The 15,842-nt window shown below is 69.2% G+C and carries 14 protein-coding genes; 8 read left to right on the top strand and 6 right to left on the bottom strand.

Annotated elements, in window-relative coordinates; genetic code table 11:
* Positions 1-4: 4 nt before the first annotated feature.
* Complete coding sequence (gene phnC / locus ACE2AC_RS20480) at positions 5-820, bottom strand: phosphonate ABC transporter ATP-binding protein (RefSeq protein ID WP_375689774.1); 816 nt, start codon at positions 818-820, stop codon at positions 5-7.
* A gap of 433 nt (positions 821-1,253) precedes the next feature.
* Between phnC and ACE2AC_RS20475 the strand changes: the two genes are divergently transcribed.
* Together ACE2AC_RS20475 and ACE2AC_RS20470 are read left to right on the top strand one after the other, a co-directional pair.
* Positions 1,254-2,474 carry an alpha-D-ribose 1-methylphosphonate 5-triphosphate diphosphatase gene (locus tag ACE2AC_RS20475; RefSeq protein ID WP_375689772.1) on the top strand — a complete coding sequence of 407 codons (1,221 nt, stop codon included), beginning with the start codon at positions 1,254-1,256 and terminating at the stop codon, positions 2,472-2,474.
* Positions 2,474-3,247 (top strand): class I SAM-dependent methyltransferase, encoded by a 774-nt coding sequence (locus ACE2AC_RS20470; RefSeq protein WP_375689770.1) that lies wholly within the window; start codon positions 2,474-2,476, stop codon positions 3,245-3,247. Before ACE2AC_RS20475 ends, ACE2AC_RS20470 begins: the two co-directional genes overlap by 1 nt.
* Positions 3,248-3,298: 51 nt before the next feature.
* Here the strand turns inward: ACE2AC_RS20470 and ACE2AC_RS20465 are convergent, their stop codons facing one another.
* The 3 genes from ACE2AC_RS20465 to phnF are packed head-to-tail and all read right to left on the bottom strand — an operon-like array spanning position 3,299 to position 6,098.
* Positions 3,299-4,117, bottom strand: coding sequence for a sugar phosphate isomerase/epimerase family protein (locus tag ACE2AC_RS20465; protein ID WP_375689768.1), 819 nt, complete (start codon positions 4,115-4,117; stop codon positions 3,299-3,301).
* The gene (locus tag ACE2AC_RS20460; RefSeq protein ID WP_375689766.1) at positions 4,114-5,304 is read right to left on the bottom strand and encodes an alpha-D-ribose 1-methylphosphonate 5-triphosphate diphosphatase; all 1,191 of its coding nucleotides are present in this window, start codon (positions 5,302-5,304) and stop codon (positions 4,114-4,116) included. The genes ACE2AC_RS20465 and ACE2AC_RS20460 overlap by 4 nt, the downstream gene beginning before the upstream one ends.
* Before the next feature lie 53 nt (positions 5,305-5,357).
* Complete coding sequence (phnF, locus tag ACE2AC_RS20455; RefSeq protein WP_375689764.1) at positions 5,358-6,098, bottom strand: phosphonate metabolism transcriptional regulator PhnF; 741 nt, start codon at positions 6,096-6,098, stop codon at positions 5,358-5,360.
* Positions 6,099-6,348: 250 nt separating this feature from the next.
* On the opposite strand from phnF, the gene ACE2AC_RS20450 reads away from it, so the two are divergent.
* From ACE2AC_RS20450 to ACE2AC_RS20430, 5 genes are all read left to right on the top strand, one after another.
* The gene (locus ACE2AC_RS20450) at positions 6,349-7,881 is read left to right on the top strand and encodes a CHAD domain-containing protein (RefSeq protein WP_375689762.1); all 1,533 of its coding nucleotides are present in this window, start codon (positions 6,349-6,351) and stop codon (positions 7,879-7,881) included.
* Positions 7,881-8,342: a CYTH domain-containing protein gene (locus ACE2AC_RS20445; RefSeq protein WP_375689760.1), complete on the top strand. Its 462-nt coding sequence runs from the start codon at positions 7,881-7,883 to the stop codon at positions 8,340-8,342. The genes ACE2AC_RS20450 and ACE2AC_RS20445 overlap by 1 nt, the downstream gene beginning before the upstream one ends.
* Before the next feature lie 115 nt (positions 8,343-8,457).
* Positions 8,458-10,095, top strand: a complete 1,638-nt coding sequence (locus tag ACE2AC_RS20440) for an amidohydrolase (RefSeq protein ID WP_375689758.1) — start codon at positions 8,458-8,460, stop codon at positions 10,093-10,095.
* A 160-nt stretch (positions 10,096-10,255) separates the two neighbouring features.
* Positions 10,256-11,896, top strand: coding sequence for an amidohydrolase (locus tag ACE2AC_RS20435; RefSeq protein ID WP_375689756.1), 1,641 nt, complete (start codon positions 10,256-10,258; stop codon positions 11,894-11,896).
* Positions 11,897-12,006: 110 nt separating this feature from the next.
* Positions 12,007-12,909, top strand: a complete 903-nt coding sequence (locus ACE2AC_RS20430; protein ID WP_375689754.1) for a CobW family GTP-binding protein — start codon at positions 12,007-12,009, stop codon at positions 12,907-12,909.
* 3 nt (positions 12,910-12,912) lie between these two features.
* Here ACE2AC_RS20430 and ACE2AC_RS20425 read toward each other — a convergent pair whose 3' ends face one another.
* Entirely contained in the window at positions 12,913-13,818 is a 906-nt protein-coding gene (locus ACE2AC_RS20425; RefSeq protein WP_375689752.1) for a LysR family transcriptional regulator, read from the bottom strand.
* A gap of 91 nt (positions 13,819-13,909) precedes the next feature.
* Between ACE2AC_RS20425 and metF the strand changes: the two genes are divergently transcribed.
* Complete coding sequence (gene metF, locus ACE2AC_RS20420) at positions 13,910-14,776, top strand: methylenetetrahydrofolate reductase [NAD(P)H] (RefSeq protein WP_375689750.1); 867 nt, start codon at positions 13,910-13,912, stop codon at positions 14,774-14,776.
* Between the two features lie 79 nt (positions 14,777-14,855).
* On the opposite strand, the gene ACE2AC_RS20415 is transcribed toward metF, so the two are convergent.
* Complete coding sequence (locus ACE2AC_RS20415; RefSeq protein WP_375689748.1) at positions 14,856-15,836, bottom strand: zinc-binding dehydrogenase; 981 nt, start codon at positions 15,834-15,836, stop codon at positions 14,856-14,858.
* Between the last annotated feature and the right edge of the window lie 6 nt (positions 15,837-15,842).

Here is a 15,842-nt window from a genome sequence, read left to right as displayed (position 1 = left end):
GAAGTCAGGCCGGAACGCGGACGCCCGGCCGGGTGAGTGAGGTGGAAGTGACGGCCTCGTTGAACTCGGCGAGGCCTTCGGAGCCGTAGATGTCGCGGATCACGTCGTCGGTGAGTTGCGCCGCCGTGCCATCGAACATCACGCGGCCCTCGCGCATGGCGACGATGCGGTCGCAATAGGCGCGGGCCGTGTCGAGCGTGTGCAGGTTGACGAGAACGGTCAGCCCGTCCTCGGCATTGATGCGGGCCAGCGCCTCCATCACCCGGGTCGCGTTGCCGGGATCGAGCGAGGCGATCGGTTCGTCCGCCAGCATGATCCGCGGCTTCTGTACCAGGGCGCGGGCGATGGCGACGCGCTGCTGCTGGCCGCCCGAGAGCGTGCCTGCCCGCTGCAGCGCCTTCGGCGCCATGTCGAGCCGGTCGAGCGCCTCGATCGCCAGCGTCCGTTCCTCGTCGGAAAAGCGCATGGTCATCGAGGTGAGGAAGGAATGGTCCGCGAGCCGTCCGACCAGCACGTTGGTCAGCACGTCCAGCCGGTCGACCAGGTTGAACTGCTGGAAGATCATCGCGCAGTCACGCCGCCAGTCGCGCAGCGCCCGGCCCTTGAGCGCGGTGATGTCGCGGTCGCCAAAGGTGATCCGGCCCTCGGAGGGGTCGATCAGCCGGTTGATCAGCCGCAGCAGCGTCGATTTCCCGGCGCCGGACCGCCCGATGACCCCGACGAACTGACCGGGCCGGATCTCGAGCGAGACATTGTCGACCGCACGGGTTTCCCCAAAGCGGCGGGTGACATGAGAGAGCGTGAGCGAAGCGTTTTCCATGGCCCCACTGCTGAGGGCGGAACGTGACCGGCGTTCTTCATTCGGATGAATTTTGCACGCAGGGCCCGCGTCAGTTCTGTGACAGCCGCCGCCGCATGGCGCACGTTTTCAGCGGGTTACGGATCCGGCGGCGTCGCAGGGGCGAAAAATCGGGGCCAAACCGGCGCGCGAGCAGTGCCGCATCCGCAGGCAACATCACTGCCGGGTCACAAAACGGAAAAGGAAGTGTCACGAAACCGCCAACTCCCCTTCATCGGGGCACGGTAGCGATTCATTCGGACCATTCACCCCGGACCGCCCCCCGGGCAACCACGGGATCGCGGCGCGGCGCATGGACCTCGGGCCGGCACGGGGACAGAATGACCGGGACAGCAATCTGCGGCATCACGGTTCGTCCGGCGGCGCGGCACAGACAAGTGAAGATGGAGCGGTCGTGACTGCACTGCAATTCGAAGGCGCCCGGGTGGTTCTGCCCGAGGGGGTCGAAAAGGTTTCCGTCCGGATCGAGGCGGGCCGCATCACCGGGATCGACGCCCCGCGCGACGGCGCGCGGGTGGTGGACGCCGCGGGCCTGATCCTTGCCCCGGCGCTGGTCGACATCCATGGCGACGCCTTCGAACGCCAGCTGATGCCGCGGCCCGGCGTGTTCTTTCCGCTCGACACCGCCCTGATCGAGACCGACCGCCAGCTCGCCGGCAACGGTATCGCCACCGCCTTCCATGCCCTGACCCTGTCGTGGGAGCCGGGCCTGCGCTCAGTCGCGCACGGGACCGAGATCACCGAACGCCTGCGCGCCCTTGCGCCTCGGCTCGCGGTCGAGAACCGCGTGCAACTGAGGTGGGAGACATTCTGCTTCGAAGCCATGCCGCTGGTCGAGGAGATGCTGCAGGGCGCGCTGACGCCCTCGGTCGCCTTCAACGACCACACCACGATGGGGATGCTGTCCCCGGACGTGACGCTGCAGGAACGCCCCTTCGATCACGATCCGGACTTCCCCGTGGTCGACACCCGCAGCAGCGCCTTCCGCGCCAAGATGGAGAGCCGGGCCAAGCGGTCGGCCATCCCGGTGGACGACTACGTCGCGCTGATCGAACGCACATGGGAACGCCGCCCCGAGGTGCCGAACGCCATCGCCACCATCGCCCGCGCCGCGCAGGCCGCCACCGCCTCGATGCTGAGCCACGACGACACCCAGGTCGAGACGCGGGACTACTACCGCGGGCACGGCGCCCGGATCAGCGAGTTCCCGATGAACCTGCGGGTGGCCCAGGCCGCGCGCGACGCCGGCGACATGATCGTCTTTGGCGCCCCCAACGTCCTGCGTGGCGGCAGCCACATCGGCTCTCCCTCGGCGGCCGAGATGGTCAGCGCCGGGCTCTGCGACATCGTGGCCAGCGACTACTACTACCCCGCGATGCTGGCCGCCGTGACCCGGATGGAGGCCGAGGGCCGCGCACCGCTGCACCGGCTCTGGAAACTGATCTCGACGAACCCGGCGCGGGCGTCGAACCTGCCCGACCGGGGCGAGATCGCGGTTGGCCAGCGCGCCGACCTCGTGCTGCTCGACTGGCCCTCGGGCGAGGCGCCGCAGGTCCGGCTCACCCTTTCGGCCGGCGAGATCGCGCACCAGGCCGGCGGGCTGGGAGGCATGTGATGCTCGAGGTGGCGGACCGCTTCGACGGCCTGGCCGAGACCTATGCCCTGCATCGGCCCGGCTACCCGACCGAGGCGTTCGACCACCTCTTCCAGCAGACCGCGACCGACAAGCGGATCGCCGTCGATGTCGGCGCGGGCCCGGGCAATTCCACCGCCGCCCTGCGGGACGCGCTGCCCGCCGGCTGGCTGATCACCGCCGTCGAACCGGGGCACGAGATGCGGCGCGTGCTGACCCGCAGCTTCTCGGACGCGCCCTGCGTGCAGGTCGTCAACGGCTTGGCCGAAGCGGTCCCCCTGCCCGACGGCAGCGCCGGACTTATGGCGGCCTGCACCGCGTTCCACTGGTTCGACCGCCCCGCCTTCTACGCCGAGGCCGCACGCGTGCTGGCGCCGGGCGGCGTCCTCGCACTGGTGCGCAACCGGCGGGTGCCCTGCGCGGTGATCGACGCGCTGAACGCCTACATCGCCGAGCATGCGATCGAGGTCAGCGACCATGCCCGGCGCGAGGCCAGCAAGGAGCCTTCGGTCCGCGAGCTGTCCGAGGTGACGGGTTTTTCGACCGCCCGCTCACGCACCTACGCCTGGCGGGAAGAACGCGACCGGCGGGGGCTGATCGACCTCTACCTCACGCGGTCGTCGGTGTGGTCCATCGTCCGCCGCACCGGGCTGCGCCGGGTGATGGACGACCTGCAAGCGGTCTGCGCCGCGACCATGGGCGAGACGGTCACGCTCGACTGGGAAACCACCGTCAAATGGGCGCGGCGGCGGTAGCCATCGGGTGGGGTGTCGGCGGGGCGACCCCCCCCTACCGGGGCGCGACGGCTAGGCCGCCAGCCCCTCGCGCTCCAGCCAGGCCATCGACGGCAGGATCCCCGCCTTGTCGCGCAGCTCCAGGATCAGGCGCGGGTGGCTCTCGACCGCGGCCAGCGCGGCGAAGACCGCGTGCCAGCGGATCGTGCCCTGCCCGATGGCCCAGTGCCGGTCGGCATAGCCCTCGGCGTCCTGCAGGTGGACATGGCCCAGCATCTCGCCCGCGGACTGCACGAAGTAGTCGACGGGCGGCGCCCCGGTGGACCCGTGTGCATAGTGCGCGTGGCCGGTGTCGATGGACAGCTTCACCGCCTCCGAGCCGAAGCTTTCCGCCAGCACCCGGCGGTCGCGCGGATCGATGTCCTCGATGTTCTCGATCACCAGCATGACGCCCTGATCCTCGGCCCGCCGGACCGCCTGCGCCAGGCAGTCGTGGGCCGCCTCGATCACCATGGCGCGCGCGGTCGGGTAGTTGTCGAGGTTGTGGTAATCCCAGGTCGTGTAGGGCGAATGGATGACCATCTGGGTGGCCCCGACCGCGGCGCAAATGTCCAGGCCCGTCAGCATCCGCTTGCGCACGATGGCCCGGATCTCGGGGTCGGGGTTGGAAAAGCTCAGGCCCCAGAACGGCCCGTGGATGCCGAGCCGGCCCTTGAAGCCGTCGAGGTGTTTCCGCGCCTCGTCGGCGGCCGCCTTCCAGCCGTCGCCGATCAGCATGTCGGGGGCGTGAAAGGTCTGCAGCTCGAGGTCGCGGTCCTTGTCGAAGAGCCAGTCGCGGAATGTCGGCAGTTCGGTGACCGTCAGGGCCGCGCCGATGACGGGAAGGATCATGCCGCCACTCCTTCCGCGCGCAAGACCTCGCGCGGGACCATGGTGCCGTCCGAGAAGATCACCCGCCCGTTGCGGAAGGTCGCGCGCACGTGGCCCACGCCGCTGTCGTCGGCAATCACGAGGTCGGCGCGGCGGCCCAGCCCGATCTCGCCCCGGTCGCTCAGGCCGAGCGCACGGGCCGGGTTGCGGGACACGAGCCGCGCCGCGCCGGCGAGGCCATCGGGATCGGCCCGCGCAAGGATCAGGATCGCCGGCAGCATGGCCGAAGGATGGTAATCGGCCGCGAGGATGTCGAGCAGCCCCGCCGCGTGCGCGTCCCGCGCCGAGAGGTTGCCGGAATAGCTTTCGCCGCGCAGGGCGTTCGGCGCGCCCATGGCGGTCAGCAGCCCGCGGGCCTTGGCGGCCTCGGCCGCCTCGACGGTCACCGGGAATTCCGAGATCACCGCGCCCAGCGTCTTCATCAACGCGACCTTCTCGACCGTGTCGTCGTCGTGGCTGGCCAGCGCGATCCCGTGTTCGGCGCAGATCGCCGAGATCGCGGCCAGCGTCGCGCCGGTGTCGCCGCCCGCCTGCTGCTTCTCGGCGATGCGTTCCTGCACCCGCCGCGCGGCTTCGGCGGGGGTGATCCCCTCCTGCGCGACGATCTTTTCGGCCAGCGCCTCGATGTCGCGGTACTGGCCCTGCCCCGGCGTGTGATCGGTCAGCGACAGCATGTCCACGGTGCCTTCGGCGATCAGCTCCTCGACCACCTCGAGCGCGTTCGGATAGTTGATCTCGAACCGGGCGTGGACTCTGTGATCCACCTTCAGTTCGTCGCGCATCCGCTTCAGCGCGCGCAGCATCTCGCTCGAATGGGCGTGCGAGCGCAGGTGGCCGTGCACCGATTTCGGGTTGAAGCTGACGGCGGCGTAGCCCGTCGTCACGCCCGAGACCTTCAGCCGCCGGTCAAGGTCGCGCAGGCCCAGTTCCATCGGCATCTTCACGTTCGGCCGCGGCTCGACCTCGCGTTCGATCATGTCGCCGTGCATGTCGATGAAGCCCGGCAGCAGGATCAGCCCCTCGCCGTCCACGGCCGGGTGCGGCACGGTGCCTTCGCGGATCTCGGCGATGCGCCCGTCCTCGATCCGGACGGCGCCGCGGTCCAGCACGGCTTCGGGCAGGACGACACGGAAGTTACTCAGCCACATGGGCGTCTCCTTTGGGGCATGGGGTGCGGGGTGCCGTGCCGCAGCATGGCACCTCACTCGGGAAGGTCGAGCGAAAAGCGGACGAGGCCTGCGGCCCAGATCGCTTCGGACCAGCCGATGGGCAGGCCGTCGGGATCGGCGTCCAGCTTGCACATCACGATGACGGGTTGGTCGGCGGGCTGTTCGAGCATCCGCGCCTCCCACTTCTGCGGCAGGCGGGCATAAAGCGATGTCTCGCGCCGATGGTAGTCCGCGATGCCGTGATCGGCATAGACCGCGGTGATGGACTGCCCGGCCAGCCGGTCCGCGCCCAGCGCGGGAAACCGCGAGGCGGGGTGGTAGCTGCGGGTCAGGTTGATCGGCCGGCCATCGGCCAGACCGTGGGTGATGACGCGGTGCACCTCGGCGCCCACCGCAAGATCCAGCGCCTCGGCCACCTCTCCGGTGGCGGCGCAGACCTCGGCGGTGACGGTCGATCCGCCCGGCGTCACGCCCTGCGACAAAAGGTTCTCGCGGAACCGGGTGCGGCGGGCAATGCGATAGGTGATCCGCGGCATCCCGCGCACGAAGGTCCCGCGCCCCTGTTCGACGCTCAGCACGCCCTCGGCGGCCAGGGCGGCCACGGCGCGGCGCAGCGAATGCCGGCCGACGCCGATCTCGCGCTGCATCTCCTGTTCGGTGGGCAGGCGGTCGCCCTCGGCCAGGTCCTGCGCGGCGATGCTCCTGACGATCCAGTCCCGGGCGGTCTGCCAATTGCTGCTCTGCACGGTCGCCGCGCCCCTCGGTCGATTCATTCGGATGTCTACCGGCTACCTCGGGCGTTCTTCAAACAGGTGACGCGGGGATGACAGCTTGGCGACAATTGTCTGCCGCCGTCCGTGGCACCGGGCCCCGCGGATGCGTGCCAGCGCGGGAGGCGCCTCGCCAAACGTATTGATTTCATGAACGAAACGCGTGAAACATTCGTGACGGTCGCCGCGACCGTCCGCACCGTGGCTCGGCGATGCGGACGCCGGCGGCCAGGTCAGGAAGGGACCTGCGACCATGCCCAAGACCGCACTGCCGCCGGCCCCGGTCCTGCTGACCGGCGACGCCGTCGAGGGCTTGGAGGGCACGACGCTCGACACCGGCACGCTCTCGGCCGCGGGGCCTTCCGAAACCATCGCGTTCACCCTGATCGACACCTTCGACCATGCCGTGACCGGCGCCGGGGCGCTGGCACTGGTGCTGGGGGACGAGCTTGTCCTGATCCGCCCCGGCGCGCCCATGCAGCGCCAACCGGCCGCCGCACCCGACTACGTCGAGGCGATGCCAGAGGGGCCGGTGACCGCGGCGCTCGCCACCTGTGTTCCACCGGTCCGCCGGTTGGTGGCAGTGCAGTCCGGAGAGGCGACGCGGCAGGAGTTGGACCTGAAGCTCGTGGACGGCGCGGTCGCGGCCCGCATCCGCACCACCCTGTTGATCAGCGCCGACGGCGGCATCGCCACGCTGGTGGAGGCCACGGACCACGCCGCCCGCAAACCGCTGAAAGCCTTGCTGAGGATGATTGCCGCCCGTGGCACGCCTGCCGCCGGGGACCTGCGGGCGCTGCTGACCGCCCCGGAGAAGCTCTATACCAGCAAACCGGCGATCGCGATGACCGGGGATGAAACCGCCTATCGCGCGGCGACCGACATCTGCCGGGCCCACCTGGCCGTCGCGACCCGGAACGAGCCCGGGGTGATCGCCGACCTGGATATAGAGTACCTGCACGACCACCGCGTCGCGCTGCGGCGGGTGCGATCGGTCCTGTCGCTGTTCAAGGGCGTCTATGCCCCGACCCAGACCGAAAAGCTCAAGGCCCGGTTTTCCGCGCTGATGGCCCAGACCGGCCGGTTGCGCGACCTCGACGTCCAGCTGCAGGACCGCGCCTGCACCCGCGCCCTTGTCCCGGCCGAGATGCGACCCGGGCTCGACCTGCTCTTCGACCGTTTCGCGGCCGAACGCGCGGCGGCGCAGACGGCACTTGCCGCACGACTGAGCAGCGAGGCCCATGCCGCCGAGATCGCGGACCTCGAGGCGATCCTTGCCTCGGCCCGCCGCCTGCGCAAGGGGCCGGATGCCAACCGCGACGCCCATGACTATGCCCAGAAACTGGTCTGGGCGCGCTATCGAAAGGTCTGCAAGATTGCCGCCGGCATCGACGACACGACCCCCGATGCGCAGGTCCATCGCCTGCGCATCCAGTGCAAGAAACTGCGCTACCTGCTCGAGTTCTTCGCCCCGCTCTTCGACCCGGCCGCGCTGAAGAAACCGGTCAAGCAGCTGAAACGCCTGCAGGACCGGCTGGGTCGGTTCAACGATCACTCGGTCCAGCAGCAGGCCCTGCGCGAGGTGGCCGCGGCGCTTGATCCCGAAAGCGACGGCGCGATCGAGATCGCCACCGCCATCGGCGCACTCGTCACGGTGCTGAACCAGCGCCAGGCGGCCGAACGGGCGCAGATCGTGGAGAGTTTTTCCGACTTCGTGTCGGACCGGACGCGCCGGGACCTGCGCGAGGTCTTCAAGCCCGCCGCCACTGCAAAGGGGGGCGCCTGATGCCCGCCGGCACCGAGATCGAGCGCAAGTTCCTTGTTGCCGCCATGCCCGACCTTGCCGCCGCGCGGGCGACGCCGATCCGCCAGGGCTATGTCACCCGGCCCGAGGATTCGATCGAGGTCCGGCTGCGCCAGAAGGGCGAGGCCTACCTCGTGACCATCAAGTCCGGCGAGGGGATGGTGCGCGGCGAACACGAGACGGCGATCCCGCGCGCCGCCTTCGACGCGCTCTGGCCCGCCGTGTCGGGCACGATCACCAAGACGCGCTGGACCGGCCAACTGCCCGACGGGCACGTCTACGAGATCGACATCTTCGATGCGCCACACGCGCCGCTGGTGGTGGTCGAGGTCGAATTCCCGAGCGAGGCCGCCGCCCATGCCTTTGTCCCGCCCGACTGGTTCGGTCGCGAAGTGAGCGGCGAAAAGGCCTACTCCAACAAGGTGCTGGCCTTCGGCGGCTGATCCGCTGGCCCCCTGCAACCCGCCCGGCTGGTCCTGTCGCCTGTGCGCTCCCTCGTCTTGAGTGAAACCGCGGGAAGACGCAGCCCGCAATGCTCCCAGGACAGGACCCCTCCCCATGCCCACCACGATCTTCCAGGCCAAGAAAATCCACACGATGAGCCATGCCCGCCCCGAGGCCACGCATGTCGCGGTCCGGGACGGCAAGATCCTCGGCGCGGGCACGCTGGAGGAACTGGAACGCTGGGGCGACTACACGCTCGACACCACGTTTGCCGACAAGGTGCTGATGCCCGGCTTCGTCGAGGGGCACGCCCACGCCGTGGCCGGCCCGATCTGGGAGGGCACCTACCTCGGCTGGTTCGACCGCACCGACCCCGACGGGAAGCTCTGGCCCGGCCTCAAGACCGTCGACGACATCGTCGCCCGCCTGCAGGAGGCCGACCGGGCCGATCCCGGCGACGGCATCCTTGTCGCCTGGGGCCTCGACCCGATCTACATGGACAACGTCCGCGTGACCCGCGCCGACCTCGACCGCGCCACCACCGACCGGCCCATCGTGATCACCCATGCCTCGGGCCACATCATGAGCATGAACTCTAAGGCGCTCGAAATGTCGGGCCTGATGAAACCGGGCGTCAACCACCCGGCGATCCCGCTCGGCGGTGACGGCCTGCCGATGGGCGAACTGCGCGGGCCCGAGGTGATGGTGCCCGCCGCGACCAAGCTCGGCTATGACCGCCGCGCTTCAGAGGCGACGCCCGAAGGGCTGCGCGCCTTTACCCGCGTCTGCGTCCGCGCCGGCGTCACCACGACCGCCGACCTGGCCCGCACCTATTCCGAGGAGCAGCTCGACCGGATGATCGAACAATCCAACGCGCCGGATTTCCCGATCTGCCTCGTCCCCTTTCGGCACGGCCGCGACATGGCGCCGAAGGACCTGATCGCCTTCATGAAGGCGGCCAGGGCGCGGTCGACCGAACGGCTGGAACTGGGCAACATCAAGCTGCACGCCGATGGCTCGATCCAGGGCTTCACCGCCCGCCTGCGCTGGCCGGGCTACCAGAACGGCGCGCCGAACGGGCTCTGGTACCTGGTGCCCGAGCAACTGAGCGAAGTGCTCGAGGGCGCGTTGACCGAGGGCCTGCTGGTGCATGTCCACACCAACGGCGACGAGGCGTCGGAGCTGGTGATCGACACGCTGGAACAGGTGCTGAAGAAGGTCCCGTCACCCGACAACCGCGTGACGCTGCAACACTGCCAGATGGCGACGCCCGCGCAGTTCAGGAAGGCCGCGCGGCTGGGGATGTGCGTGAACCTCTTTGCCAACCACCACTACTTCTGGGGCGACGAACACTACAAGTACACCGTCGGGCCGGAGCGCGCCGAACGCATGAACGCCTGCCGCACCGCGCTCGACTCGGGTGTGCCGATGACGATCCACTCGGACGCGCCGGTCACGCCGCTGGGGCCGCTCTTCACCGCCTGGTGCGCGGTGACGCGGCGCACGCCATCGGGCCGGGTGCAGGGCGAAGGGGAAAAGATCACCGTCGCCGAGGCGCTTGAGGCGATCACGCTGGGGGCGGCCTTCACGATGAAGATGGACCACCTGATCGGCTCTATCGAGGCCGGCAAGCGCGCCGATTTCACCGTGCTCGAGGACGATCCCTACGCGGTCGATCCAGAAGCACTGAAGGACGTTGGCGTCTGGGGCACCGTGCAGGGCGGGCGCAAGTTCGCGGCGGCGACGATCTGAGGGCGGGAAGTTCCCGGGCGTCGGCCCGGCTCTCTGCCGACTGGCCCCCTGCATCCTCTCGCACTGGCCCTGTCCCTTGACCCGGCCCTCGTCTTGACTGACGACTTCGGGCATCCCCTTGCCCGGACCAATCCCCACGCCCCGCAACAGGACCCCGCCGATGCCCACCACGATCTACCAGGCCCGAAAAATCCACACGATGAGCCATGCCCGTCCCCACGCCACGCATGTCGCGGTGCGAGATGGCAAGATTCTCGGCGCGGGCACGCTGGAGGAACTGGAACGCTGGGGCGACTACACGCTCGACACCACGTTTGCCGACAAGGTGCTGATGCCCGGCTTCGTCGAGGGGCACGCCCATTCCAGCGCCGGGTCCACCTGGGACGGCGCCTACCTCGGCTGGTTCGACCGGCGCGACCCGGATGGCAAGGTCTGGGATGGCCTCAAGACCGTCGATGCCGTGGTCGAACGGCTGAAGGAAGCCGCCGCCGCCAAACCCAACGAACCCATCGTCGTCGGCTGGGGCCTCGACCCGATCTACATGGACAACGTCCGCGTCACCCGCGCCGACCTCGACCGCGCCTGCGACGACCGTCCGATCGTGATCATGCACGCCTCGGGCCACATCATGAACATGAACAGCCTCGCGCTGGAAAAGGCCGGGCTGCTCAAGACCGGCCTGAACCACCCCGGCATTCCGCTGGGGGCCGACGGCATGCCGATAGGCGAGTTGCGCAGCCCCGAGATCATGGGGCCGGCGGGCGCCAAGGTGGGCTTCGACCGGGGCAAGGCGATCGAGGGTTCGTCCGAGGGCCTGCGCTCCTACGCCCGGCTCTGCGTCCGCGCGGGGGTGACCACCGCAACCGATCTCGCCCGGTCGCTGACCGAGGACTCGGTGGCGCAGGCGCTGGCGATCACCGGCGAGGCGAACTTCCCGCTCTGCCTCGTGCCGTTCCGCATCATGATGGGCATGTCGCCCGAGGACCTCGTGACCTTCACCGCCGGGCTCAAGGCGAAATCGACCGAGCGCTGCGACCTCGGCCGGATCAAGGTGGTGGCCGACGGGTCGATCCAGGGCTTCACCGCGCGCCTGCTCTGGCCCGGCTACCAGAACGGGGCGCCGAACGGTCTGTGGTACGTGGCCCCGGACCAGTTGGCCGAGATCTATGAACGCGCGCTCGCGGCTGGCGTGCTGGTGCACACCCACACCAATGGCAACGAAGCGACGCAGCTGGCCATCGAGACGCTGGAGGCGGCACTGAAGAAGGCGCCGAACTTCGACCACCGCTTCACCCTGCAGCACTGCCAGCTGGCGACGCCAGCGCAGTTCCGGAAGATGGCCCGCCTCGGGATGTGCGTGAACCTGTTCGCGAACCACCACTTCTACTGGGGCGACGAGCACTACAGCCTGACCGTCGGGCCGGAACGGGCCGAGCGCATGAACGCCTGCCGCACCGCGCTGGACTCCGGCGTGCCGATGACCATCCACTCCGACGCGCCGGTGACCCCGCTGGGGCCGCTCTTCACCGCCTGGGCCGCCGTGACCCGCCTGACCGCGTCGAACCGCGTACAGGGCGAGGGAGAGAAGATCACCGTGGCCGAGGCGCTCGAGGCGATCACCCTCGGTGCGGCTTTCACGCTGGGGATGGATCACCAGATCGGCTCCATCGAGGCCGGCAAGCGGGCGGACTTCGCCGTGCTCGAAGAGGACCCGTACGAGGTCGCCCCCGAGGCCCTGAAGGACGTGACCGTCTGGGGCACCGTGCAGGGCGGCCGGGTGTTCGCCGCGGCGACGATCTGACGACACGCGCCCCGGGCTTCGGTCTGGGGCCAAGGGCCCGCACCGCTCTGGACCCGCCGACGCCCCTGCCCCACAGTCTTTCCGACGCCCAACCGAACCGAGGCCCGACCATGCCCCCCACTCTGCCCATCACCATCGTCGGCGGCTACCTCGGCGCGGGCAAGACCACGCTGGTCAACGCACTCCTGCGCCACTCGAGCCTGCGCATCGCCGTTCTGGTCAATGAGTTCGGCGCCCTGCCCATCGACCGCGACCTGATCGAGGCCGAGGATGACGCACTGATCGCGATCTCGGGCGGATGCGTCTGCTGCGAATTCGGCGACGACCTGACCGGCGCGCTGATGCAAGTGCGCGACATGACCCCGCGGCCGGACCACATCCTGCTGGAAAGCTCGGGCGTGGCGCTGCCCGGCTCGATCCTCGCCTCTCTGATGTTCGTCGACGGGCTGCGCGCGGACGGTGTCGTGGTGGTGACCGACGCGGCCGAGATCCGGACCACGGCGGCCAACACCTACCTCGCCGACACGATCGAGCGGCAGATGAAGGACGCCGACATCGTGGTGATGAACAAGACCGACCTTGTCACTGAGGCCGACCAGGCGCAGGTCCGGGACTGGCTCAAGTCGCAGGCCCCCGGCGCGCGGATCGTTCCGGCCGAACACGGCCGCGTCCCGCACGAGGTCCTGCTGGGCGCGATCCCCCTGCCCAAGCGCGGCCACCGCGTCACCGGCCACGCCGAAGGGTTGTTCCACAGCCGCGTCCAGACGCCCGAGGGTCCGGTCGATCCCGTCGCCCTCGCCCGTGCGCTGGCCGAGGGCGACCTAGGCCTTGTCCGCGCCAAGGGGCACGTCGAGAAGATCGGCGGCGGGATGAGCCTGATCCAGGTCGTTGGCAACCGCTGGTCGGTCGAGGATGCCGCCGACGGTTTTGCCCCCGGTGTCGTCTGCATCGGGCTGAAAGCGGTGTTCGACCCGGCCCGGCTCGACACGTTGGGCCCGGTCGAAACTGCCTGACCATCAAGCCCGCTGCAGTTTCACCGCCTCGCTCCGCGCCAGCCGCACGACGTGCGCCATGTAGGGCTTGGCCATGTCGTCGGTCCGCATCGCCGCGTACATGCGGCGGGTCAGCCCGGCCTCGGTGATCGGGCGGGTGACGTAGTCGCTGTGGTACTTCACCTCGCGCAGGACCCAGTCGGGCAGGACCGAAACCCCGCGACCGGACGCCACCAACAGCAGGATCATCTCGGTCAGCTCCACCCGCCGGATCGCCGCCGGTTCCACGCCGTGCGGTTCCAGGAGCATGGTAAAGACGTCAAGGCGCGAGCGGTCGACCGGGTAGGTCAGCAGCGTCTCGCCCTTGAAGTCTTCGGGTCCGACGAAGGGTTTCTCGGCCAGCGGATGGCCCGCGGCGGCGACGAAGACGGGCGAATAGTCGAAGAGCGGCGCAAAGGTGATGCCGTCCACATCCTCGGGGTCGGAGGAGATCACCAGGTCGACCGCCTCGCGCTCCAGCGCGTCCATGGCGGTGAAGGCCAGGCCCGGCCGGATGTCCACGTCGACCTCGGGCCAGGCGCGGCGGAACTGTTCCAGCACCGGCAGCAGCCAGTCAAAGCAGGCGTGGCATTCGATGGCGATGTGCATCCGCCCCGCGCTGCCGTCGCGCAGGGTCTGGAACTCGGCCGCCAGCGCGTCGATCTCGGGCAGCACCCGGTCGGCCACGCGCAGGAACCGCTCCCCCGCCGCCGATAGGCGCAGCGGCTTTGAGCGGCGAACAAACAGCTCCATCCCGGTCTGTTCCTCCAACCCCTTGAGTTGGTGGGACAAAGCGGACTGGGTGATGTTCAGGACATCCGCCGCGCGGGCCAGTCCGCCCGCCTCGTGGATCGCCTTGACCGTCCTAAGATGCCGCAGCTCGATGTGCATGATGTGAACGCAACTCATATTATGGATGAGAATGTTGAAGTTGTCTCACATCGCCCCATCTGTCACAAGGCGTCAACTTGGAGGTATCTTCATGCCCGCACCGGCGATCTCATTCGAATTCTTCCCGCCTCAGACGCTCGAGGCCTCGTTCCGCCTTTGGGACACCGTGCAGGTGCTCTCGCCGCTCAAGCCGCGCTTCGTCTCGGTCACCTACGGCGCCGGCGGCACGACCCGCGACCTGACTCGCGACGCCGTGGCGACGCTGCACAAGAACTCGGGCCTCAACGTCGCTGCGCACCTGACCTGCGTCAAGGCCACCAAGGAAGAGACCCTGTCGATCGCCGAGGGCTTTTCCGCTGCCGGCGTGAAGGAGATCGTCGCGCTGCGGGGCGACCCGCCGAAGGACGAGGGCAAGTTCACCGTGCACCCCGGAGGCTTCGAGAACTCGGTCGAGCTGATCGCAGCGCTGGCCGAGACCGGCAAGTTCACCATCCGCGTCGGCGCCTACCCCGAGAAGCACCCCGAGGCCGCCAGCGACACGGCCGACGTCGACTATCTCAAGCGCAAGTTCGATGCCGGAGCCGACGAGGCGCTGACCCAGTTCTTCTTCGACGCCGAGCATTTCCTGCGCTTCCGCGATGCCTGCGCCAAGGCGGGCATCGACAAGCCGATCGTGCCCGGCATCATGCCGATCGAGAACTGGAAGGGCATCCGCCGCTTCGCGCTGAACACTGGCGCCTCGGTTCCCACCTGGCTCGACGACGCCTTCGAAAAGGCGATCCGCGACGACCGGCAGGACCTGCTGGCCACCTCGCTCTGCACCGAGATGTGCACGACGCTGATGGCCGAGGGCGTGGACAAGCTTCACTTCTACACGCTGAACAAGCCCGAGATGACGCGCGACGTCTGCCATGCCATCGGCGTGACCCCGGACCTGCAGCTGGAAAACGTGGCCTGATCGGCCAGCACCCGGACCGACACGAATACGCCCCCGCAGTCACCTGCGGGGGCGTTTCGCATTCCGGGTCCGCCCTGCCTTACGGCTTCAGCATCACCTTGCCCGCCCGTCCCGGCGTCAGCGCGGCATCGCAAGCGGCCTTCAGGTCGTCGAGCGGATAGGTCCCGCCGGTCTCAAGCTTCATCTGGCCGGTCGCGGCCAGCGTCACCAGTTCGGTGATCAGGCGGGTGCGTTCCGCGGCCGCCATCTCGCCGATCACGCGCGATCCCCAGAAGCCCTTGACCATGATGTGCTTCATGATCAGCGCGCCCGAGTTCAGCGGCATCGGCGCACCGGTCGCGGTGCCGAAGACCACCAGTTCCCCGTCGACCGCCAGCAGGTCGATCAGCTCGGCCGAGAGCTCACCGCCGACGGAATCCACGGCCGAGATCGCCCGCCCCTCGCCGATGATCTCGCGCGCCTCGGCCTGCCAGCCCTCGGTCGCGGTCGAGAGCACGTTTTCCACACCCGCCGCGCGGAGCTCCTCGGCCGCCTCTTCCCGCCGGACGAGGCTCAGCAGGTTGATGCCGCGCGCCTTGGCGAGGCCCACCATGATCCGGCCGACCGCCCCGTTCGATGCGGTCTGGATGATCCAGTCGCCCTTCTCGGCCTTCAGCGTCTCGAGCAGCGCCAGAGCCGAGAACGGCATGGCGATCAGCTGCGCGCCCAGTTCGTCGGCAATCTGCGCGGGCAGCGGCAGGAGGCCCGCGGCCGGGGCCAGGAAATGCTCTGCCCAGGTGCCGTGCACGCCCGACGCGACCACTCGCTGCCCGACCAGTGCAGCATCGACGCCCTCGCCGACCGCCTCGACCACGCCCGCGGCCTCGGACCCGCCGATGGCGCCCGGCAGCGGCGGCTTGTAGCCATAATTGCCGCGGATGGTCCAAAGGTCGTGGTTGTGGATCGGCGACAGGATGGTCCGGACCAACGCCTGCCCGGCACCGGGCACGGGCGTGTCGACGTCGCGGGTTTCCAGCACGTCGCGGGGTTCACCGAACGTGTCGTGTACGGCTGCTTTCATGGGAAT

Origin of the sequence: Pseudooceanicola sp. LIPI14-2-Ac024 (genome assembly GCF_042188925.1) — a bacterium.
In the GTDB taxonomy this organism is placed as follows: Bacteria; Pseudomonadota; Alphaproteobacteria; order Rhodobacterales; family Rhodobacteraceae; genus Pseudooceanicola.
Note: the sequence above shows the minus strand (reverse complement) of the source record. Positions and strands in the feature narration are given on the sequence as shown.